At 70.4% G+C, this 20,892-nt stretch carries 22 protein-coding genes and 1 riboswitch; of the genes, 14 read left to right on the top strand and 8 right to left on the bottom strand.

Annotated features, from left to right (window positions below; translation table 11 throughout):
• On the top strand, positions 1 to 745 hold a 745-nt coding region (locus CS062_RS26200; RefSeq protein ID WP_099862017.1), incomplete at its 5' end, for a hypothetical protein.
• Positions 746 to 764: 19 nt separating this feature from the next.
• On the opposite strand, the gene CS062_RS12805 is transcribed toward CS062_RS26200, so the two are convergent.
• Positions 765 to 1,421, bottom strand: coding sequence for a glutathione S-transferase family protein (locus CS062_RS12805; RefSeq protein WP_099862016.1), 657 nt, complete (start codon positions 1,419 to 1,421; stop codon positions 765 to 767).
• A 288-nt stretch (positions 1,422 to 1,709) separates the two neighbouring features.
• Between CS062_RS12805 and CS062_RS12800 the strand changes: the two genes are divergently transcribed.
• The gene (locus CS062_RS12800) at positions 1,710 to 2,324 is read left to right on the top strand and encodes a DUF6515 family protein (RefSeq protein WP_099862015.1); all 615 of its coding nucleotides are present in this window, start codon (positions 1,710 to 1,712) and stop codon (positions 2,322 to 2,324) included.
• 6 nt (positions 2,325 to 2,330) lie between these two features.
• Here CS062_RS12800 and CS062_RS12795 read toward each other — a convergent pair whose 3' ends face one another.
• Positions 2,331 to 3,338 carry an XdhC family protein gene (locus CS062_RS12795; protein ID WP_099862014.1) on the bottom strand — a complete coding sequence of 336 codons (1,008 nt, stop codon included), beginning with the start codon at positions 3,336 to 3,338 and terminating at the stop codon, positions 2,331 to 2,333.
• A gap of 66 nt (positions 3,339 to 3,404) precedes the next feature.
• Between CS062_RS12795 and CS062_RS12790 the strand changes: the two genes are divergently transcribed.
• Positions 3,405 to 3,974, top strand: coding sequence for an SRPBCC family protein (locus CS062_RS12790; protein WP_099862013.1), 570 nt, complete (start codon positions 3,405 to 3,407; stop codon positions 3,972 to 3,974).
• A 203-nt stretch (positions 3,975 to 4,177) separates the two neighbouring features.
• Positions 4,178 to 5,272 (top strand): acyltransferase family protein, encoded by a 1,095-nt coding sequence (locus CS062_RS12785; protein WP_099862012.1) that lies wholly within the window; start codon positions 4,178 to 4,180, stop codon positions 5,270 to 5,272.
• A 9-nt stretch (positions 5,273 to 5,281) separates the two neighbouring features.
• On the opposite strand, the gene CS062_RS12780 is transcribed toward CS062_RS12785, so the two are convergent.
• On the bottom strand, positions 5,282 to 5,974 hold the full coding sequence (locus tag CS062_RS12780; RefSeq protein WP_099862011.1) for a helix-turn-helix transcriptional regulator: 693 nt from the start codon (positions 5,972 to 5,974) through the stop codon (positions 5,282 to 5,284).
• A gap of 62 nt (positions 5,975 to 6,036) precedes the next feature.
• On the opposite strand from CS062_RS12780, the gene CS062_RS12775 reads away from it, so the two are divergent.
• On the top strand, positions 6,037 to 7,344 hold the full coding sequence (locus CS062_RS12775) for an NAD(P)/FAD-dependent oxidoreductase (RefSeq protein WP_099862010.1): 1,308 nt from the start codon (positions 6,037 to 6,039) through the stop codon (positions 7,342 to 7,344).
• Between the two features lie 7 nt (positions 7,345 to 7,351).
• Here CS062_RS12775 and CS062_RS12770 read toward each other — a convergent pair whose 3' ends face one another.
• Entirely contained in the window at positions 7,352 to 7,735 is a 384-nt protein-coding gene (locus CS062_RS12770; RefSeq protein ID WP_099862019.1) for a VOC family protein, read from the bottom strand.
• A 196-nt stretch (positions 7,736 to 7,931) separates the two neighbouring features.
• On the opposite strand from CS062_RS12770, the gene CS062_RS12765 reads away from it, so the two are divergent.
• From CS062_RS12765 to CS062_RS12755, 3 genes are all read left to right on the top strand, one after another.
• Positions 7,932 to 9,338: a M16 family metallopeptidase gene (locus tag CS062_RS12765; RefSeq protein WP_158238777.1), complete on the top strand. Its 1,407-nt coding sequence runs from the start codon at positions 7,932 to 7,934 to the stop codon at positions 9,336 to 9,338.
• The gene (locus CS062_RS12760; RefSeq protein ID WP_158238776.1) at positions 9,335 to 10,744 is read left to right on the top strand and encodes an insulinase family protein; all 1,410 of its coding nucleotides are present in this window, start codon (positions 9,335 to 9,337) and stop codon (positions 10,742 to 10,744) included. The genes CS062_RS12765 and CS062_RS12760 overlap by 4 nt, the downstream gene beginning before the upstream one ends.
• Positions 10,724 to 10,857, top strand: a riboswitch (yybP-ykoY riboswitch). (Overlaps the previous gene by 21 nt.)
• Positions 10,858 to 10,934: 77 nt before the next feature.
• Positions 10,935 to 11,513, top strand: a complete 579-nt coding sequence (locus tag CS062_RS12755; RefSeq protein ID WP_099862007.1) for a TMEM165/GDT1 family protein — start codon at positions 10,935 to 10,937, stop codon at positions 11,511 to 11,513.
• On the opposite strand, the gene CS062_RS12750 is transcribed toward CS062_RS12755, so the two are convergent.
• The 4 genes from CS062_RS12750 to CS062_RS12735 form a co-directional block, all read right to left on the bottom strand.
• The gene (locus CS062_RS12750) at positions 11,435 to 11,905 is read right to left on the bottom strand and encodes a type II toxin-antitoxin system VapC family toxin (RefSeq protein WP_099862006.1); all 471 of its coding nucleotides are present in this window, start codon (positions 11,903 to 11,905) and stop codon (positions 11,435 to 11,437) included. The genes CS062_RS12755 and CS062_RS12750 overlap by 79 nt on opposite strands.
• A complete protein-coding gene (locus CS062_RS12745; RefSeq protein ID WP_099862005.1) occupies positions 11,902 to 12,162 on the bottom strand; it encodes an AbrB family transcriptional regulator in 261 nt (86 codons plus the stop codon). The genes CS062_RS12750 and CS062_RS12745 overlap by 4 nt, the downstream gene beginning before the upstream one ends.
• 127 nt (positions 12,163 to 12,289) lie before the next feature.
• Complete coding sequence (gene glpK, locus CS062_RS12740; RefSeq protein WP_099862004.1) at positions 12,290 to 13,783, bottom strand: glycerol kinase GlpK; 1,494 nt, start codon at positions 13,781 to 13,783, stop codon at positions 12,290 to 12,292.
• A gap of 57 nt (positions 13,784 to 13,840) precedes the next feature.
• Positions 13,841 to 14,605, bottom strand: coding sequence for a DeoR/GlpR family DNA-binding transcription regulator (locus CS062_RS12735; protein ID WP_099862003.1), 765 nt, complete (start codon positions 14,603 to 14,605; stop codon positions 13,841 to 13,843).
• A gap of 174 nt (positions 14,606 to 14,779) precedes the next feature.
• Between CS062_RS12735 and glpD the strand changes: the two genes are divergently transcribed.
• The 6 genes from glpD (at position 14,780) to CS062_RS12705 (ending at position 20,797) form a co-directional block, all read left to right on the top strand.
• Entirely contained in the window at positions 14,780 to 16,396 is a 1,617-nt protein-coding gene (glpD, locus tag CS062_RS12730; RefSeq protein ID WP_099862002.1) for a glycerol-3-phosphate dehydrogenase, read from the top strand.
• A gap of 179 nt (positions 16,397 to 16,575) precedes the next feature.
• Positions 16,576 to 17,646 (top strand): ABC transporter ATP-binding protein, encoded by a 1,071-nt coding sequence (locus CS062_RS12725; protein ID WP_099862001.1) that lies wholly within the window; start codon positions 16,576 to 16,578, stop codon positions 17,644 to 17,646.
• The gene (locus CS062_RS12720; RefSeq protein WP_099862000.1) at positions 17,646 to 18,803 is read left to right on the top strand and encodes an ABC transporter ATP-binding protein; all 1,158 of its coding nucleotides are present in this window, start codon (positions 17,646 to 17,648) and stop codon (positions 18,801 to 18,803) included. The genes CS062_RS12725 and CS062_RS12720 overlap by 1 nt, the downstream gene beginning before the upstream one ends.
• Positions 18,800 to 19,684, top strand: a complete 885-nt coding sequence (locus tag CS062_RS12715; RefSeq protein ID WP_099861999.1) for a carbohydrate ABC transporter permease — start codon at positions 18,800 to 18,802, stop codon at positions 19,682 to 19,684. Before CS062_RS12720 ends, CS062_RS12715 begins: the two co-directional genes overlap by 4 nt.
• Positions 19,677 to 20,489, top strand: a complete 813-nt coding sequence (locus CS062_RS12710; protein WP_099861998.1) for a carbohydrate ABC transporter permease — start codon at positions 19,677 to 19,679, stop codon at positions 20,487 to 20,489. The genes CS062_RS12715 and CS062_RS12710 overlap by 8 nt, the downstream gene beginning before the upstream one ends.
• Entirely contained in the window at positions 20,489 to 20,797 is a 309-nt protein-coding gene (locus CS062_RS12705; RefSeq protein ID WP_099861997.1) for a DUF2160 domain-containing protein, read from the top strand. Before CS062_RS12710 ends, CS062_RS12705 begins: the two co-directional genes overlap by 1 nt.
• Positions 20,798 to 20,892 lie beyond the last annotated feature (95 nt).

The following is a 20,892-nucleotide window of genomic DNA, read 5'->3' as shown; positions in this document are numbered from 1 at the left end:
CGCCGCCGGCACATCGACCGACACATCGACCGGTGCGTCCCGGCCGGCGGCGGCCGCCGTCACCGTCACCGTGCTGGAACCGCACCTGATGCGCGACGGCCGCATGCCCGAGGTCCGCTACCTCGGCGTGCCCGCCGACGCGGCGTTGACGGCGTTGCTCGGTCCGGGTTGGCGGGCGCCGGGCCAGGAACTGGAGTTCCGCGCGCTGGACGGTTTCGTCTCCCGCATTCCGGTGGAGCGCTTCGCGCAGCACCGCGCCTGGCTGGTGCATGCGCGCGCCGATGGCCGGCCCTTCCAGGTCGACAACCATCTGCAGGGCGAGCGGCAGGTGCCGCTCGGGCCGTTCTACCTGGTGTGGGACAACCGCGCCTCGAAGGCGCTGCAGGCCGAGGGCGGCGCGCTCTGGCCGTACCAGGTGGCGTCGGTGAGCGTGGGACCGTCCTCGACACGTGCGCTGCTGCCCGACGGCCTGGCCGCCCGGTACGCCGACGCGGCGGACCTGGCCCGCACGCACTGCCTGAGCTGCCACCGCATCCGCGGCTACGGCGGCGACAAGATGCCGCTGGACCTGGACGTGGTCGTCCGCGGTTACGACGCGGCGGCGTGGCAGCGCTGGCTGCTGGCGCCCGCCGCGGTGCGGCCCGGCACGACGATGCCGGCGCTCGCCGAAGGGATGTCCGCCGACGAGCGGGCCGCCATCGCACAGCGGCTCTACGACTACCTGCGCGCGTTGCCGCCCCGTTGAGCGCGCGGCGCCGGGCCGCTCAGAACCAGGGCTTGGGCAGCTGTTCCGTCTCGATCGCGCGCAGCAGCGCGGGGCGCTGCGCCATGCGCTCGAGGAAGGCGGCGAGGGCGGGGCGGTTGCGCGCGGGATGGCTGAAGTTGCGCGTCCAGCGGCACAGCATGAAGGCGAAGGGGTCCAGCGCCGAATAGCGCTCGCCCAGCAGGAAGGGGCCACCGTGGCGTTCGAACTCGGCGGCGAGCAGGTCCAGCTGCGCCGCGGCGCGCACCTGCGCCTGGGCCTTGACCTCGGCGCTGCCGGCGGTGTTGCCCGGGGCGACGAAGCGGTCCGGGTAGTAGTAGGTGATGACGGTCGGCTGCAGCGTGTTGGTCAGCCACATCAGCCACTTGTAGGCATGGGCGCGCTCGGCGCTGCCCAGCGGCGGCATCAGGCCGGCCTCGGGATGCGTGTCGGCCAGGTGCAGCAGGATGGCGGCGGTCTCGAACAGCACCAGCTCGCCCTGGCGCGTGTCGCGCAGCGCGGGCAGCAGGCCGTTGGGATTGAGCTTCAGGAATTCGGGCGACTTGTGCTCGTCCCGGTCGCGGTCGACGAGGCGGAGCTGGAACGGCACGCCCAGCTCCTGCAGGAGCACGTGCGGGGCGAAGCTGGCGTTGCTGGGGAAGTAGTAGAGCTCGATCATGGCGGCGGGGTCGAGATGAGGTCGCGGGAAGGAGCGCGCCTGGCGGCGCGTGGGGAGGGCGTGAGGCCGGTGTCGTCATGTCGTGACGTCGCGGACGCCCGGCGGCGCGCATCATCGCCGATCGTCGCGGGCTCCCCTGTCCGCAGCGCGCCCGGGCCGATGCGCCGGACCGACGCGGGCAATGGATCTTTACCCCTGCGAAACGCCCTTCCGTAGACGGGGCCGAAAGGCCCGGCGTTCAATAGGCCTCCGGACTTCCTGGGCGCCGCGAGGCGGCGCGAGCAGATCATGAGCAAGCTTCGTTGGTTGATTCCCGTCGCGCTGGCGCTGAGCGCCGGCATGGCCTCGGCGCAGCACCATGGGGGCGGCACGCGGGTCGACATCGGCCTGCGCTTCGACAGCCGCTACCACCACGACCACTACTACCCTGCGCCCGGCTACGTCGCCCGCGGCCTGCCGGGCGGCGCGGTGTTCGTCGGCAACCGCTACTGGTACCACGGCGGCGTCTGGTACCAGCCATGGGGGCCGAGCTTCCGCGTCATCGCCCCGCCGATCGGCTTCGTGGTGCCGGTGCTGCCTAGCGCCTACGTGACGCTGCGGATCGGCGGGCTGCCGTACTACTACGCCAACGGCGCGTATTACACGGTGGCGACCGGCGGGCCGGGTTACGTCGTGGTCGCGCCGCCGCCGGGCGCGGACACGGCGACGCCGGCTCCGGTGGCGCCACCCCGGCCGGACCCGATCATCTATCCGCGTCACGGGCAGTCGGCCGCGCAGACCGAGGCCGATCGCCAGGACTGCAACCGCTGGGCGACCTCGCAGCCCGCCGCTATGAACGACGCCGGCGTGTTCAACCGCGCGGTGGAGGCTTGCATGGACGGGCGTGGGTACAGCATGCGCTGAGCGCGCTCACAGAACGCAGCCGGCGTTGCTCGCCTGCCCGGGTGCCGCACTGCCGCTGACCTGCACCCCGTAGCGCTCCGCGGTCATGTGGGCCAGGATGGCCAGCGCGATCTCGGGCGGCGTGCGGGCGCCGATGTGCAGGCCCACCGGGCCGTGCAGGCGATCCAGCTGGACATCGCTCAGGTCGAAGTGCTCCTTCAGCCGCGCGCGGCGCTTGGCCTGGTTCACGCGCGAGCCGATCGCGCCGACGTAGAACGCCGGGCTGCGCAAGGCCTCCATCAGCGCGAGGTCGTCCAGCTTGGGATCGTGCGTCAGCGCGACCACCGCCGTGTGCCCGTCCGGCCGCAGCCGCTGGACGACGTCGTCCGGCATCTCGCGCGTCAACGGCGCCGCGATGAGCGTCCACGGATAGTCGTCGCGTGGATCGCAGACCTGCACCTGGTAATCGAGTGCGAGCGCCATCTGCGCCAGGTACTGGCTCATCTGGCCCGCGCCGATGATCAGCAGCCGCCACTGCGGCCCGTGATGCGTCACCAGTTGCGTCTCGCTCAGCACCAGCCGATCGGCGCCGTCGCGCGAATGCGCCGGCGGCTCGGCCAGCGTCACCGCGCCGGACGCCAGCTCCAGCGTGCGCAGCACCCGCTCGCCGCGCGAGAGCCGCTCGAGCAGCGCGCCGATCGCCGACTGCGGCCCGACCGGCTCCAGCATCAGCTCCAGCGTGCCGCCGCAAGGCAGGCCGAAACGCTGTGCCGCCTCCGCGCCGACCCCATAGCGGATCAGCTCCGGTGTGCGCAGGCGCAGCGCACCTTCTCGGATCTTCGCGACCAGGTCGTCCTCGATGCAGCCGCCCGACACCGAGCCGGCGATCAGTCCGTCCGACCGGATCGCGACGATCGACCCGACCGGCCGTGGCGCCGAGCCCCAGGTCCGCGTGATCGTGCCCAGCACGACGCGCTGATCGGCGTCGAGCCACTGCTGCACCTGGCGCAGCACTTGCAGGTCCATGTTGTCCATCCGTGCACCATAGCGAAATTCGTTCCGGCGTGCGTCGGCCGCAGCCGGAGGGCCACAATCGGGCGCATGCCCACGCTCGCCCTCAACGACGATCTGGTCTTGCCCGTTCCCCAGGCCCTGGCTTGGCGCGCGCTGCATGACCTGGCCCTGCTGGCCGACAGCCTGCCCGACGGCGCCCGTCTCGAAGCCGGCGACGCGCCGCGGTCCTACGCGCTCGTGCTGCCGGGCTTCGAGGGCATCCTCACCGTCCTGGACCTCGAAGTCCCCAGCCGCCTGCGCCTGAGCCTCGAAGGCCACGGTCCCCGCACCGGCAAGGTCGCCGGTCAGGCGCAGCTGCGGCTGGCGTCGCTCGGCGAGGACCGCGCACTGCTGCATGTCGCGCTGGTGATCCAGGCCGAGCGCGAGACGCCCTCCAAGGTCGCCGGCCTGATGGCGCTGCGCGAGCGGCTCGCCGGTATCGGCGCCGCTGTCGCGCGCCGCCATCCGTCCGACCGCCCCCAGCCGGTGAAAGCACCACCCAAGCCCTGGCCGCAGCGCCTCGTCGACTGGTACCTCGGCTGGTTCGCCGCGATGTTCAACGGGACCTTGTTCCCGCCGCCCAAGCCGCGCTCGCGCGCGCCACGTGCCAAGCGCTGAGGGGCTGCGCCCGTCACGGAGCCGTGAGGCGGACGTGAAGCTGTTGTCGTGCGACGGTGGGCGGCGCGTGATGCAAACAACTCGATGTAACTCGTTGATTTTCTTATAGAATCGGCGCTTCAACGGCCACCTCGCGGTGGCCGCTTCGTTTTTGCGCCGAGCGCAGCCCAGGCTCGTCGGCGACCGCTTTCCGCCGATTCCTGATGGCCTCTCGCCTGTTCCCGCTGGACGCGCTGCGCGCCACCGCCGCGCAACTGATCGTGTTGCACCACCTGTCGGTCTACGGACCGATCGCCGAAGCCATGCACCGGCTGTTCCCGCTGCTGACCGGCTGGCTCTACGACTACGGGCGCATGGCGGTGCAGGTCTTCCTGGTGCTGGGCGGCTACCTGAGCGCGCGGGCGCTCGCGGCGCAGGAGCCGCAGTTGCGCCGCTCGGCGCCCGCGCTGCTGGCGCAGCGCTACTGGCGCCTGGCGCCGCCGTTCATGGCCGCTGTCGGCCTGACGCTGCTGAGCTCCTGGCTGGTGGCGCCCTTGCTGCCGGAACTGGTGCCGGAGCAGGTCGGCCTGGTGCAGATCCTGGCCCATGCGCTGCTGCTGCACGATCTGGTGCCGGTCGAGGCGCTCACCGTCGGCGCCTGGTATGTGGCGATCGACTTCCAGCTCTTCGCGCTGCTGCTGCTCGTGATGTGGGGCCCGCGCTGCCTGCCGCTGTCGCGCGCGATGCGCCAGGGGCTCACGCTGGCGCTGGTCGGCACGCTTTGCGCGGCTTCGCTGCTCCAGTTCAACCGGATGGAGGACCTGGACGCCTATGCCGTCTATTTCTTCGGCGCCTACGGCCTGGGAGTGCTGCTGTGCTGGTGCCAGGGCTGGACGCCGCGGGCGCGCCGCGCCGGGCTGCTGGCGCTGGTCGGACTGATGGCGCTCGCGCTGGCGCTGCAGTTCCGTGAACGCCTGGTCGTGGCCGCGCTGACCGCGGCGGTCATCGCGCTGTGGCGCCGCGGCACGCTGCCGGCCTGGTTCCAGCGGCACGGCCAGGCGCCGGTGCAGACGCTGGCACGCCACGCCTACGCGCTCTTCCTGGTGCACTTCCCGGTCTGCCTGCTGGTGAACGCGATCTACGAGCACCGCGCCGAGAGCCCGGCCCAGGCGCTGGACGCGCTCGCGCCGCTGGCACTGCTGGCGGCCTGGCTGCTGAGCAACATGGCGGCGGTGCCCTTCCATCGCTGGATCGAGGCGCCGCTGCTGCGCTGGCGGCCGCGCGCCGCGGCGCTGCCCCAGGGCGTCGCGCTGCGCTGAGCGGAGCCGCTAGGCCCAGTTCTCGCGCGCGTTCTCGCGGCGCTGCAGGTCGGCGAGGGTCTTGCCGGGTTCGTCGCGGAAGCGCTCCTCCAGCAGTTCCAGCTGCTGGACCCGGTCGACGCGGAAACTGCGGAAGTCCTCGCGCAGTTCGCACCAGGCCGAGAAGGTCCACACCGGTCCCCAGAAGAAGCAGGCCAGCGGGCGCACGACGCGGGAACTGGTCTGGTCGCTCAGGTCGAGGTAGTGCAGCCGCAGCTTGGTGCGGGACTCGGTGGCCAGGCGCAGTTGCGTCAGGCGTTCGCGGGTCGCGTTGTCCAGCCCGCGCTGCGGCGCATAGACGGTCAGGCTCTCCGCGGCGGCGCGCGCCGAGCCCGGCAGCACCGCGAAGATCTTGCCCAGCGCCTCCTCGGCACGCTGTCCGAGCACCGCATCGAGCTGCGGCTGGGCCAGCCGCACCGCGGCGACCAGCGATTGGGCTTCCTCGGCGCTGAACATCAGCGGCGGCAGTTCGAAGCCGACCCGCATCCGGTAGCCGACGCCCGCTTCGCCGTCGATCGGCACGCCCTGCTGCTGCAGCGCGGCCACGTCGCGATAGACGGTGCGGATCGAGACCTCCAGCCGCTGGGACAGGAACTCGGCCGTCGTGAGACGGCGCCCACGGATGAGTTGGACGATCTGGAACAGGCGGTCGGCGCGGCGCATCCAACCATTGTCAGCGATGGGACCTCCCTATCCGAGTCGTCATCCCAGCTAGGATGTGTCGCATGGCTGACCCACATGTTGCGCTTCCCCATGTCGTGATCGTCGGTTGCGGATTCGGCGGCCTGGAGGCCACCAAGGTCCTCGACGGCGCCCCGGTCCGTGTCACCTTGATCGACCGCAGCAACCATCACCTGTTCCAGCCGCTGCTGTACCAGGTCGCGACCGCCGGGCTGTCCGCGCCGTCGATCGCGTCGCCGATCCGGCACATGCGGCGCCACCAGCGCAACCTCACGGTGCTGATGGCCGACGTCGATGCCATCGACGTCCAGGCCCGCGAGGTCGTGCTCGGCGACGGACAGCGCCTGCGCTACGACCACCTGATCGTCGCCGCCGGCGCGACCCACAGCTACTTCGGCAACGACCAGTGGCAAGCCCATGCCCCCGGCCTCAAGACGCTGGCGGATGCCTTCCAGCTGCGCGCCCGGTTGCTGAGCGCCTTCGAGCGCGCCGAGACCCTGCCCGATGCGCCCAGCCGCGAGCCCTGGCTCAACTTCGTCGTCATCGGCGGCGGGCCGACCGGCGTGGAGATGGCCGGCACGCTGGCCGAGATCGCCCGCCACACGCTGCGCGACGAGTTCCGCCGCATCGATCCGGGCCGCGCGCAGGTGCTGCTGGTGGAGGGGTCGGACCGTGTGCTGGCCGCCTTCAAGCCGGCGCAGTCGGCGCAGGCCCAGGCGCAACTCGAGCGCATCGGCGTGGTGGTGCGTACCGGCTGCCGCGTCGTCGGCATCGACGAGGCGGGCGTGGACCTCCAGACCGCCGATGGGACTCGGGAACGGATCGCCTCCCGCACCAAGGTGTGGGCCGCCGGCGTCGCCGCGTCGCCGCTGGCGCGCACCCTGGGCGTGCCGCTGGACCGCGCGGGACGGGTGGTCGTCGACGAGCAGATGAACATCCCCGGTCATCCCGAGGTCTACGTCGTCGGCGACATGGCCGCGGCGACCAGCCTGGAGAAGGACGGCAGCCGCAAGCCGGTGCCGGGCGTCAGCCCCGGCGCGAAGCAGGCCGGCCGGCACGCGGCGCGGCAGATCCTCGCCCGCCTGCAGGGACGCTCCGAGCCGCCCTTCCGCTACCGCGACTACGGCAACCTCGCAACCATCGGCCGCAAGGCGGCGGTCGCCGACCTGGGAACGGTCCAGTTCAGCGGGTTCTCCGCATGGTTGTTCTGGCTGTTCGTGCACGTCTATTTCCTGATCGGCTTCCGCAACCGCGTCCGCGTCTTCGCGGACTGGGCCTGGGCCTACTTCACCTTCCAGCGCCATGCGCGCATCGTGGTGGAGCCTCGGCCCGGCGCCCGGGACGACGCCTAGACCCCGGTCAGATCGGCGTGCAGATCTCGACCAGCGTGCCGTCGGGACAGCGCACGTAGGCGACCACCTGGCCCCAGGGCTTGGTCATCGGCGGGGTCAGGCCTTGCGCGCCGGCGCCCAGGGCCCGCGCATAGGCGGCGGGCACGTCCGGCGTGGACAGGCCGACCTCCATTCCCAGCGGCGCGCCCTCCGCGGCCTTGCGGTACTCCTGGCCGAGGTTGCCGCGCGCGATGTCGTGGCGCGCGAAGGACAGGGTCGTGGCGCCGGTCTCGAGCTCGCCATAGGCGCCGGACTCGTGCAGGAACCGGCGCTTGAGGCCGAAGGCCTGCTCGAAGAAGTCCAGCGACGCGCCCACGTCCTCGACGTAGACGATCGTGTAGGCGAAGTTGATGGCGCTCATGGCAAGCCTTCCGTGGAGTGACGATGAAAGCGGGGCGCTTGTCCCCGGTGGGCGGGGCAGCGGCGCGGCCGATGCCCCGGATCGCCGGCCGGGTGCCCCCGATTCGGGTGGTCGGCCCGGCAGAGCGATGTCGCGCCGATGATGCGGACCGGCTGCTGACAGCGGATTGGCAGCTAGGATGCCGGCCATGAGTGCCCCGCCCCTCGAGCCGCAACGGCTTCCCAACGGCCTGCTCTGGCTGGCGCGCCCGGTCCCGGGCACGCAGGTCGCGGTGCGCGTCGTCTATCGCTGCGGCGGCCGCGACGACCCCACCGGTCGCAGCGGGCTGTCGCACCTGGTGCTGCGGCTGATCGCCGGCGCCAGCCGTTACCTCGCGCCCGGCCAGTTCCATCGCCTGATCGCGAGTGCGGGCGGGCGGACCCGGATCGAGATCGACGAGGACTTCGCCGCGTTGCAGACGACGGTTCCCGCACCGCAACTCGAGCGCGTGCTGTGGGCCGAGGCCGAGCGGATGAGCAATCCCCGCATGGATCCGGACACGCTGGCCAGCGCGGGGCTGCAACTGCGCCAGGCGGTGCAGGAGCCGCTGCTCAATCCCTATGCGCGGCTGGACCTCGCGGTGCAGCGCCACGGTTACCTGACCCATCCCTACCAGCGCGGCGCGCTCGGCGATCCCGAGCAGCTCAAGGACCTGGATATCGACGCGGTGCGTGCGTTCCATGCGGCCCGGTTCGGCTGCGACCGCGCATTGCTGGTGGTGACCGGCGCCTTCGACGAGGGCGCGCTCGCACGCTGGGTGATGCATTACTTCGGCTCGATCCGTCCGCCGATGCCGCCGTCCGCCGTGCCGGCCGTGCTGCCGAGCGCCTCGGCAACGCCCGCATCCGGGCTGCCCGCGGTGTCCGCCTCCGTGCCGGCGATGCCGTTGACCGCGGCGTCCCCTGCGGCATCTCCTGCGGCGTTCCCTGCGGCGGCGGCCGAGCCGCGCGAGCTGCGCGAGGCGCGTCGTCCCCAGAGCCAGACGCTCAAGCTGTCGCTGGCGCAGGCGCCGCTGCCGGCCGCCGCGCTCGTCTGGCAGGTGCCTCGCGCGGATGATCCGTCGCTGCCGACCTGGCAACTCGCGCATGCGCTGCTGGGACTGGGACGGTCGGGGCGTCTCACCGACACGCTGGTCGACGAGAAGGCGCTGGCGCATCAGCTCAGCCTGCGGCTGGATTCGCACCGCGACGCGGGCCTGCTGGTGGCGCAGGCGTTGGCCGCGCATGGCCAGACCGCCGCGCCGCTGGCTCAGGCCCTCCAGCAGGAGGTGCTGCGGCTGGCCGACGAGGCGATCACCGATGAGGAACTCGGCAAGGCCAAGGCCCTGCTGCGGCGTGAGACGCTGTCCGCCGAATGGACGGCCGACCGGCAGGCCCGGGCGCTGGGCACCGCCTGGGCGGTGCGTGGCGATGCCGGTGCGCCGGCGAAGGACATGGCGATGTGGATCAAGCTCAGCGGCGCCGACGTGCAGCAGTTCTGGCGGCGACAGGTCGTGCAGGCGCCGGTGTTGACGCTGCTGGCGGATGTCGGTGCCGCAGCGGGAGTCGCCGCATGACGGTCGATCTGCATCGTCGCGGACTGATGCTGGGCGCCGCGATCGCATCCGGCTCGACGGCCTGGCCGGCGCTGGCCCAGGACGGCTTCGACCGCCCGCCGGAAGCGCCGGCGCTGGCCGTGCCGCCGCCGCTGGCGATCGAGCAGGCCAGGCTGGCGAACGGGCTGCGCGTCGTTGTGCTGTCCCTGCCCGGCGCGCCGCGCACCGCGATCCGCCTGATCGGCGAAGGCGGATGGCTGCGCGATCCGGCCGGCAAGGAGGGCCTGGCGGAGGTGGCGCTGTCGATGCTCGCGCAGGGCGCGAAGCGCGATGGGGACGAGATGGAATCGGCCGACATCGCTTACGCGGGCGACCTGCTCGGCCTGCCGCTGCGCCTGGCGCTGACGCCGTCCACGGCCGAGCTCGCGCTGGAGGCCCTGCCGGACCAATGCGACGACGCCGTCAACCTGATGGCCGACCTGACGCAGCGGCCGCTGCTGGCCTTCGAGGCGCTCGAGCACATCCGCAGTCGGGCGCTCGACGCGCTGGTGCTGCGGCGTGCCGATGCACTGCTGCTCGCGCCCTGGGCGGCGCGGCGGCAGTTCTGGGGCCGCGCGCAACCGGTGCAGACGACGACCAGCCTGAAGCGGCTGCGGCGCGAGGACGTGCTGGGATTCCATCGGCAGTACTGGCGGCCGGAGCGCGCGGTGCTGCTGTTCGCCGGTGACCTGAGCCTGCAGGCGGCGCGCGGTCTGGCCGAGGACTTCATGGGCGACTGGCGGGTGCCCAAGGCGGCAGCCGGCCCGGCACCGGCGCTCGCGCTGGCGAGCGCGACGCCCGCCGCCGCGACCGCCCAGTTCCTGCAGCTGCCGCAAGGGCAGGGCTGCCGGCTGATCGTTCAGACGCCGGTGCCGCGCGGCACGCCGCCGGGCTTGCGTGAACTCGCGCGCACGCTGATGCATCAGCGCGTCGCCGCGCGCCTGCCCTGGGCCTGGGACAGCGACGTCGAATCGCTCGGCGGTGCGTTGTGCTGGCGGATGGGCGTGACGCTGCCGGTGGCGGCGGTGCCGGAGCAACTCGCACGCTTGCGGGAGCAGCTGCCGCTGCTCGCCGACGAGCCGGTGACGCCGGAGGACCTCGCGCTGGCCCAGGCCCTCGCGCTGGGGGACTGGCAGGCGAAACTCGCGGAGGCGCCGGATGCCGTGCTGGCGCAGGCCATGGCCGTCGGGGAACTGGAGGCGGTCCTGCAATGGCCCCAGCGGGTGAGAGCGATCAGCGCGCCGGTGCTGCAGCTGCTGATGGCCTCGAGTTGGCGCGACAACCGCACGCAGTTGCTGCTTCTGGGCGATGCGGGACCTCCAGCGCCGGCGCAGCGGGCGTGGCCGGGACTGGCGCTGACTACAATGCGCGCTGTCATTGGGGAGTAGCCGCTGCACCCCGCCCGTCGCCCGACGGGCCGATTCAGCAGACCCGCGTCAACAGACTTGAGCCTCGGCTCATGGCGCGAGGTAGCCAGGAACCCACGGGTTCCCAGCCTGGCGAGACCTTTGACCATGCCCCCGGTGTCGCGGCCGGCGGCGGCATGGTCAATGGTTCGTCCCGGCCGCTGAGTCTTTCATGGAAGCCTTCCTCATCTCCACCGGCCTCGTGGCCCTCGCCGAGATCGGCGACAAGACCCAATTGCTGGCCTTCATCCTGGCGGCGCGCTTCCGCAAGCCAGGGCCGATCGTGCTGGGCATCCTGATCGCGACGCTGGTCAATCACGCCTGCGCGGGGGCGGTCGGCAGCTGGATCACCACGCAGGTCTCCGCGCAGACCCTGCGCTGGGTGCTGGGCGTGGGCTTCATCGCGATGGCGGTGTGGACGCTGATCCCGGACAAGATCGAGGAAGAGGAAACCGGCGGCAAGTTCCGACTGGGCGTGCTGGGCACGACGATCGTGGCCTTCTTCCTGGCGGAGATGGGCGACAAGACGCAGATCGCGACGGTGGCGCTGGCGGCGCGCTTCAATGACCTGTGGATGGTGGTGGCGGGCACGACGCTGGGGATGATGATCGCCAACGTGCCGGCGGTGCTGGTGGGCGGCAAGCTGGCGCACAAGCTGCCGGTGCGGCTGGTTCACGGCATCGCCGCGGCGATCTTCGCGGTGCTGGGGGCGCTCACGCTTCTTGGAGCAGGCGCGTCGATGGGGTTGTGAGCCAGCAGGGCCATCCCGGCAGACCTCGCCGCGCTCCGATCGAACGTCATCGTTTGGCTGCAGCCAGCAGTCGCGCATCGGCGCTCGATCAGGTAGTCCTGAAAGTCGGCAGACCCCATGACGAAGCGGTTCACTGCCTCCGCGACCTCGGATTCGTGCTCGACCCGCAGATGAGGGTCGGCCAGCATTCGACCAATGGTGCGAATCAGACCGGCCCTCTCCATCCCGTATGACTTGCTGAGCACCCACCACATCTCGATGAGGGCGACAGTGGACACGTAGCCCGGGTCTTCCAGCGTCAGTGTCCTCAGGAAGGATCGAGCCGCCGTGGTCTGTGGATCATCCTCGTCCACGAAGTGACGGACGAGGATGTTCGTATCCAGGCCCCTCATCGGACATGCCCTCCCCGGGCGCGGATGGCCCGGTTCATGTCCTTGATCGTGACCTTGCGACTGGGCTTGCCGATCATTCCCTGAAGACTGAGCGGATGCTCCTTTGAATAGATCAGGTACTCATGCGGCGCGAGCCTGAGGAACTCAACGCGATCCCCGGGAATGAGGCGCAGCTCGTCCCGGACATCGTCGGGGATGTTGAGCACCTGGCCTTCTTCGTACGTGCCAACCTTGACCAAGGCATCGAGTGCGGACATGAGGCTTCTCCTTGAGCAGATGGAAGCCTGCCACTCTAGGCACGCCGACCCCAACCCGCACTTCCCCAAATCAGTCATTGAGGAGGGACAGCCTGCCCCTCGGTCGAGGGCCATCGGAAGGGCGCCTTTATCGCGCTGATGCCTGCCGCACCGCGCGTTCCCAATTCGCCATCAGCGCCTCGGCGCGGTCGCGCGACATGGTCGGGCGGAACACGCGCTCGGCCTGCCAGTTGCGGCCGATGTCATCGAGGTTGCCGTAGACGCCGGCCGTCAGCCCGGCCAGGTAGGCGGCCCCGAGCGCCGTCGTCTCGATCACCTTGGGCCGCACGACCGGGATGCCGAGCAGGTCGGCCTGGAACTGCATCAGCAGGTCGTTCACGCACGCGCCGCCGTCCACCCGCAATTCGCTCACCGGCGCGCCGCCCGCCGCGACCGCATCGCGGCTCATCGCCTGCAGCAGCGCCGCGCTCTGGAATGCGATGCTCTCCAGCGCCGCGCGCGCGATGTGCGCCACCGTCGATCCCCGCGTCAGGCCCACGATCGCGCCGCGAGCCTCCGCATCCCAGTAGGGCGCGCCCAGCCCGGTGAACGCCGGCACGAACATCACGCCGCCCGCATCCGGCACGCTCTCCGCCAGCCCCTGCACCTCGCCGCTCGCCTTGATCGCGTTCAGCCCGTCGCGCAGCCACTGCACCACCGCGCCGCCGATGAAGACGCTGCCCTCCAGCGCGTAGCGCGGCGTCGCGTCGATCTGCGCGGCGCTGGTGGTGATCAAGCCGTTCGCGCTGGTCTGGAAGCGCGTCCCGGTGTGCATCAGCATGAAGCAGCCGGTGCCGTAGGTGTTCTTCGCCATGCCGGCCTCGAAGCAGGCCTGGCCGAACAGCGCGCTCTGCTGGTCGCCGCCGATGCCGCCGATGACAAGCGCGCCGCCCAGGTGCTCCGGCGCCGCCTGCCCGAATGCATGCGCCGACGGCTTCACCTCGGGCAGCATCGATGCGGGAATGCGCAGCAGCGCCAGCAGTTCCTCGTCCCACCGGTTCTCGCGCACGTTGAACAGCATCGTGCGCGACGCGTTGCTCACGTCGGTGACATGGACCTCGCCGTTGGTCAGCTTCCAGATCAGCCAGCTGTCGATCGTGCCGAAGGCCAGTTCGCCGCGCTCGGCCTGCTCCCGCGCGCCGCTGACGTGGTCCAGGATCCACTGCAGCTTCGTGCCGGAGAAGTAGGCGTCGACGACCAGCCCGGTCTTCTCCTGGATCCGCGCGCCGTGTCCCTGCTCGCGCAGTTCGGCGCAGCGCGGCTCGGCGCGCCGGTCCTGCCAGACGATCGCGTGATGAATGGGCCGGCCGGTGCGGCGGTTCCAGACCAGGGTGGTCTCGCGCTGGTTGGTGATGCCCAGCGCCTTCACGTCGGCGGCCTTCAGGGACGCCTTGGACAGCACCTCGCGGGCGACGGCGAGCTGCGTCTCCCAGATCTCGTCGGCGTCATGCTCGACCCAGCCCGGCTGCGGATAGATCTGGCGGAACTCGCGCTGCGCCATCGCGACGATGCGCCCTTGCGCATCGAAGACGATCGCGCGCGAACTGGAGGTGCCCTGGTCCAGGGCCAGCAGGTAGGTCATGACTTGTCTCGCTGGTCGTGTTCTTGAACGGCGCGGGCACGGACGCCCGCCGCGATGCTACGGCGCGACCACCAGCTCCACGCCGGCGTCGCTCATCAGCGCCGGGAAGGGCTCGGGCGGCGGCTCGTCGGTGAAGAGCGCGTCGATCTGCGGCAGCCGCGCGACCTCGGCCATGGCCGGTCGGTTGAATTTCGTCGCGTCCGCCGCCACCCACACCTCGCGCGAGTGCTCGACGATGGTCCTCGCCACCATCACCTCGCGGTAGTCGAAGTCGCGCAGGCTGCCATCGGACTCGATGCCGGAGATCCCGATCAGCCCGATGTCCACCTTGAACTGGCGGATGAAGTCGACCGCCGCCTCGCCGACGATGCCGCGGTCGCGATGCCGCACCGAGCCGCCCACCATGACGAGCTCGCAATCCGGGTTGTCGCTGAGGATCATCGCCACGTTGAGGTTGTTGGTGATGACCCTCAGGCCCTTGTGGCGCAGCAGCGCATGCGCCACGGCCTCGGTCGTGGTGCCGAGGTTCAGGATCAGCGAGCAGCCGGCCGGGATGCGCGCGGCGATCGCGCGTGCGATGCGCGCCTTGCCGTCGGCCTGCATCGCCTGGCGCTGCCGGTAGGCGATGTTCTCGGTGGTCGACGAAGGCACGCGCACGCCACCGTGGAAGCGCTGCACCAGGCCGGCCTCGGCCAGCCGCTGCACGTCTCGGCGCACCGTCTGCAGGGTGACGCCGAACTTCTCGGCCAGCGCCTCGACGCTCACCGATCCGCTGGCGCGCACCTCTTGCAGCAGGTCGTTCTGACGTGGGTTGGGATTCATGGCGCGCAGGCTAAAGGAACCAAAACGAACAAATGATCGGGTAAACCCTCGGCTGAAACGCGCATATTCGCGCTAAAAAGAAAAAAGAAGAACAGAATTGCGAACTTCGCGACGGCACTCGAACGGCCGGCGCGTCGATTCGCCCCCCAGGAGACCCGCTTGACTGCCGCCCCGATGACTGCCAGCCCCACGACGACCGAACCCGGAGCCTCCGGCGCGCCCGGCGCCTGCGACGTGCTCGTCGTCGGCGGTGGCATCAACGGCGCGGGCATTGCGCGCGACCTGGCGGGTCGCGGCTGGAAGGTGGTGCTGGCGGAGGCCTCGGACTTCGCGGCCCACACCTCCTCGTCGTCGACCAAGCTGATCCACGGCGGGCTGCGCTACCTGGAGTACTACGAGTTCTCGCTGGTGCGCAAGGCGCTGCAGGAACGCGAGGTGCTGCTGCGCAGCGCCCCGCACATCATGTGGCCGCTGCGCTTCGTGATGCCGCACGATGCGGCGATGCGTCCGGCCTGGATGATCCGCATCGGGCTGTTCCTGTACGACCACCTGGCGCGACGCGAGGTACTGCCCGGTTCCACCGGCGTCGACCTGCGCCGCTCGCCTTACGGCGAGCCGCTGAAGGCCACGTACACGAAGGGCTTCGTCTATTCCGACGGCTGGGTCGACGACGCCCGCCTGGTGCTGCTGAACGCGCTGGACGCCCGCGAGCATGGCGCGGTGCTGCATACCCGCACCACGGTCACCGCGGCGCGGCGGCATGCGGACCACTGGATCGTCACCCTGCGCTGCGCCGACGGCGAGCGCACGGTGCGCGCCCGTGCGCTGGTCAATGCGGCGGGACCGTGGGCGGAGGGTTTCCTGCGCGAGGTCGCCACGCCGGCGCGCGGCGAGGCGCTGGCCACCAAGAGCCTGCGCCTGGTCAAGGGCAGCCACATCATCGTGCGCAAGCGATTCACCCACGACCACGCCTACATCTTCCAGAACCCGGACAAGCGGATCATCTTCGCCATCCCTTACGAGGACGACTTCACCCTGATCGGCACGACGGACGTGGAACTCGCGCCCGATGCGCTGGCGGGCTTCGGCAAGGCGCGCATCGAGGAGCGCGAGATCGACTACCTCTGCGAGCAGGCCAGCCGCTACTTCCGCGAACCGGTGACCGCCGCGGACGTGGTCTGGACCTACGCCGGCGTGCGGCCGCTGCTGGACGACGCGTCCGGCGACCCGTCCGCGGTCACCCGCGACTACCTGCTGGAAACGCATGCCGACGGCGGCGCGCCGCTGCTGAGCGTGTGGGGCGGCAAGATCACCACCTTCCGCAAGCTGGCCGAGGATGCGGCCGACCTGATCGGCGCGCTGCTCGGCGACCGCCGGCGCGCCTGGACCGAGCATGCGCACCTGCCCGGCGGCGACCTGCGCGACTGGATCGGCGCGCCGCAGCGGCCCGACACCGATTTCCAGCGGCTGCTGGCCGCCATCGGCCAGCGCCATCCGTGGCTGCCGCCGTCGCTGGCGCGGCGGCTGGCGCGGGCCTACGGCGCGCGCGTCGGCCGGGTGCTCGGCGGCGCGGAACGACTGGACGACCTTGGCCCGGAGATTGCCCCGGGCCTGCACCAGGCGGAACTGGAATACCTGGTCCGCGAGGAATGGGCGCGCGTCGCGGACGACGTGCTGTGGCGGCGCTCCAAGCTGGGACTGCATTACACCGAGGCGCAGCGGATGGCGGTGGTCCAGTGGTTCGCCGAGCGCGAGCACCTCTGGGCCAAGCCGCCGGCCGCCGCGGCATGACCTGACCCTGCGCCCCGTGGCCCGTCGGGACTGCGGGTTCGCGGGGAGCGACAACGGGAGCCACCCGCGCCATAAAGCGCAACGGCGCGCCGACCGGTGCCCGCGAGCGCCCATCAACGCCACGAGGCGCGACGAATCGACAACGACATGCACAGAGAGACAACGATGGAGCCGAGCTCATGGAGCTGAGCCTGCAGGGCGTAAGCCACAAGGTCGGCGCGCAGCAGCACCTGTATCCGATGGACCTGCGGCTGGTGCCGAACGCGGTCACCGTGCTGCTGGGCGCGACGCAGGCGGGCAAGACCACGCTGATGCGGCTGATGGCGGGCCTGGACCGGCCCAGCCATGGGCAGGTGCTGGTCGATGGCACCGACGTCACCGGCTGGCCGGTGCGCCAGCGCGACGTGGCCATGGTCTATCAGCAGTTCATCAACTATCCGTCGATGACGGTGCGCGACAACATCGCGTCGCCGCTGAAGCTCCGTGGCCGTCTCGACCGCGACGCGATCCGCGCCCGTGTCGATGAACTGGCCCGCAAGCTGCACATCGAGATGCACCTGGACAAGCTGCCGGCGCAGCTGTCCGGCGGCCAGCAGCAGCGCGTCGCGCTGGCGCGGGCGCTGGCCAAGCAGGCGCCGCTGATGCTGCTCGACGAGCCGCTGGTGAACCTGGACTACAAGCTGCGCGAGGAACTGCGCGAGGAACTCGGCCAGCTCTTCGCCGCTGGCGAATCGACCGTCGTCTATGCGACGACCGAGCCCGCCGAGGCGCTCCAGCTCGGCGGCTACACCGCGGTGATGGACGCTGGCGAGCTGCTGCAGTACGGCCCGACCGCCGAGGTCTTCCACCGCCCCGCGTCGCTGCGCGTCGCGCGGGCCTTCAGCGATCCGCCGATGAATCTGGTGATCGCGCAAGGCCTGGGCGACCGGCTGCAGCTGCGTCCGGGCATCGAGCTCGGGTTGCCGGGGCAGGGCGGCGTCACCGTCGGCGTGCGCGCCAATGCGCTGCGGGTCACCGCGCAGCCCGGCGACCTGGCGATCCGCGGCGAGGTCGAACTCGCCGAGATCTCCGGCTCCGACACCTTCGTCCATGCGCGCACCGAGATCGGCGAGCTCGTCGCCCAGCTGACCGGCGTGCACGATTTCGAGCTCGGCGCACCGCTGACGCTGTACCTCAACGCGGCGCATGTCCACGTCTTCGACGCGGCCGGCCTGCTGACACGGGCGCCCGAGCGCCGGGGAGGCCGCTGATGGCCCGCATCGACCTGGACCTGGCCCATGCCTACCGGCCCGATCCGAAGGAGGACGCCGACTACGCGCTGCTGCCGCTGCAGATGAGCTTCGAGGACGGCGGCGCGTATGCGCTGCTCGGCCCGTCGGGCTGCGGCAAGACGACGATGCTGAACATCGTCTCCGGCCTGCTCAAGCCCTCGCACGGCACGGTGAAGTTCGACGGCCGTGACGTGACCACGCTGACGCCGCAGCAGCGCAACATCGCGCAGGTGTTCCAGTTCCCCGTCATCTACGACACGATGACCGTGGCCGAGAACCTCGCCTTCCCGCTGCGCAACCGCGGCGTCGCGCCGGATCGCATCCGGGCGCGCGTGGGCAAGATCGCGGAGATGCTCGAGCTCAACGGCCAGCTGGATCAGCGCGCCTCGGGCCTCTCGGCGGACGCCAAGCAGAAGATCTCGCTCGGCCGGGGCCTGGTGCGCGAGGACGTGTCGGCGGTGCTCTTCGACGAGCCGCTGACCGTCATCGACCCGCATCTGAAGTGGCAGCTGCGCCGCAAGCTCAAGCAGATCCACCATGAGCTCAAGCTGACGCTGGTCTATGTGACCCATGACCAGGTGGAGGCCCTGACCTTCGCCGATCGCGTCGTCGTCATGACGCGCGGACGGGCGGTGCAGGTCGGCACGGCGGGCGAGCTCTTCGAGTGTCCGAGCCACCGCTTCGTCGGTCACTTCATCGGCTCGCCGGGCATGAATTTCCTGCCCGCCATGCTGGACGAGCGCGGCGGGCTGCGGGTGGCGGAGCAGCCGGTGGCGACCGGCGGCGTCGCGCTCGACGCGGCGCTGCCGCGCGGCACGCCGTTCTCGCTCGGCATCCGGCCGGAATACGTGACCGTCGACGAGGTCGGCGAGGGCGTCCCGGCGCTGCCCGGCAGCCTCACCGGCGTGGTGGCGCAGGTCCAGGACATCGGCACCTACTGGCTGCTGACGGTCCGGACCGGCGCGCACATGCTGAAGGCGCGCCTGCCGGCGCACGCGTCGCCGCCGCCGGCCGGCGCGACGGTCGCGCTGCGCGTGCTCAATCCTCATACCTGCTTCTATGGCGCGGACGAGCGGCTGATCGCCGCCACCGCCGGCGCGGCGACGGCTGGCGCGCGCCAGGAGGATCTCGCATGAAACCCATCAACCAGAAAGCCTGGTTCCTGGTCCTGCCGGTGCTGCTGTGCGTGGCCTTCTCGGCCATCCTGCCGCTGATGACGGTGGTGAACTACTCGGTGCAGGACATCATTTCGCCGGAGCGGCGCGTCTTCGTCGGCACCGAGTGGTTCGCGGCGGTCATGCGCGACGAGGAGCTCCATGGCGCGCTGCTGCGGCAGCTGGGCTTCTCGCTGGCGGTGCTGCTGGTCGAGATCCCGCTCGGCATCTGCCTGGCGCTGTCGATGCCGGCCCAGGGCTGGAAGGCCTCGGCGGTGCTGGTGATCGTCGCGCTGTCGCTGCTGATTCCCTGGAACGTCGTCGGCACGATCTGGCAGATCTACGGCCGCGCCGACATCGGGCTGCTCGGCGCGTCGCTGCAGGCGCTGGGCATCGACTACAACTACACCGGCGATGCGACCGATGCCTGGATCACGGTGCTGGTCATGGACGTCTGGCACTGGACGCCGCTGGTGGCGCTGCTGTGCTTCGCCGGCCTGCGCTCGATCCCCGATGCCTACTACCAGGCCGCGCGCATCGACGGCGCCAGCAAGTTCGCGGTGTTCCGCTACATCCAGCTGCCCAAGATGCGGGGCGTGCTGATGATCGCGGTGCTGCTGCGCTTCATGGACAGCTTCATGATCTATACCGAGCCCTTCGTCCTCACCGGCGGCGGTCCCGGCAACGCCACGACCTTCCTCAGCCAGTACCTGACGCAGAAGGCGGTCGGCCAGTTCGACCTCGGCCCGGCGGCGGCGTTCTCGCTGATCTACTTCCTGATCATCCTGCTGCTGTGCTTCATCCTCTACAACTGGATGCAGGCGCTCGGCACCCAAGACAAGAGCGAGGTGGCCCATGGATGAGCGCCGATTCCGCAAGCGCACGATCTTCCTGATCGCCTACCTGCTCTTCGCGCTGCTGCCCATCTACTGGATGGTCAACATGAGCTTCAAGACCAACGAGGAGATCCTCTCCAGCTTCAGCCTGTGGCCGCAGCACTTCTCGCTGGCGAGCTACAAGACGATCTTCACCGATCCGTCCTGGTACAGCGGCTACATCAACAGCCTGATCTATGTGGCGATCAACACGGTGATCTCGATCAGCGTGGCGCTGCCGGCGGCCTACGCCTTCAGCCGCTACTCCTTCCTCGGCGACAAGCATGTCTTCTTCTGGCTGCTGACCAACCGCATGACGCCGCCGGCGGTGTTCCTGCTGCCGTTCTTCCAGCTCTACACGACGCTGGGCCTGATGGACACGCACCTGGCGGTGGCGCTGGCGCACCTGCTGTTCAACGTGCCGCTGGCGGTCTGGATCCTGGAAGGCTTCATGAGCGGCATTCCGCGCGAGATCGACGAGACCGCCTACATCGACGGCTACAGCTTCCCGCGCTTCTTCCTGACGGTGTTCCTGCCGCTGATCAAGGCCGGCGTGGGCGTGGCGGCGTTCTTCTGCTTCATGTTCTCGTGGGTGGAGCTGCTGCTGGCGCGCACGCTGACCAGCGTTGACGCCAAGCCCATCGTCGCGACGATGACGCGCACGGTGAGCGCGTCGGGCATGGACTGGTCGACGCTGGCCGCGGCGGGCACGCTGACCATCGTGCCGGGCGCCATCGTGATCTGGTTCGTCCGGCACTACATCGCCAAGGGCTTCGCCATGGGGAGAGTCTGATGTTCGATTGGATGGTATGGACGACTCCGGTCGCGATCTTCTTCAGCTGCGTGGTGCTGATGCTGATCGGGATGACGGTGTGGGAGATCAAGGCGCCGACGGCGCTGCGCAAGGGCTGGCTGCCGATGCGCACCACCCGCGGCGACCGGCTGTTCATCGGACTGCTGACGGCCGCGTACATCAACCTGGCCTTCGTCGGGCTGGGCGCGAAGATGGCCGAGTGGTTCAAGCTCGAGGCCGAGCCCAGCGTGTGGATCAGCTTCGTCGCGTCGATGCTGGTGCTGGGCCTGATCCTGCGCAAGGGCTGACAGGTCATTGAAGCTTCAAGGAATTCGGCTCCCTGTTCCCCCGGAGCCGCGATTCGTCCTCAAGAGGGGGAGATTCGACAGACACAGGAGACAAG

It is taken from the genome of Roseateles chitinivorans (assembly GCF_002761755.1).
Classification (GTDB): domain Bacteria; phylum Pseudomonadota; class Gammaproteobacteria; order Burkholderiales; family Burkholderiaceae_C; genus Roseateles; species Roseateles chitinivorans.
This window is presented reverse-complemented; position numbering and strand designations above follow the sequence as displayed.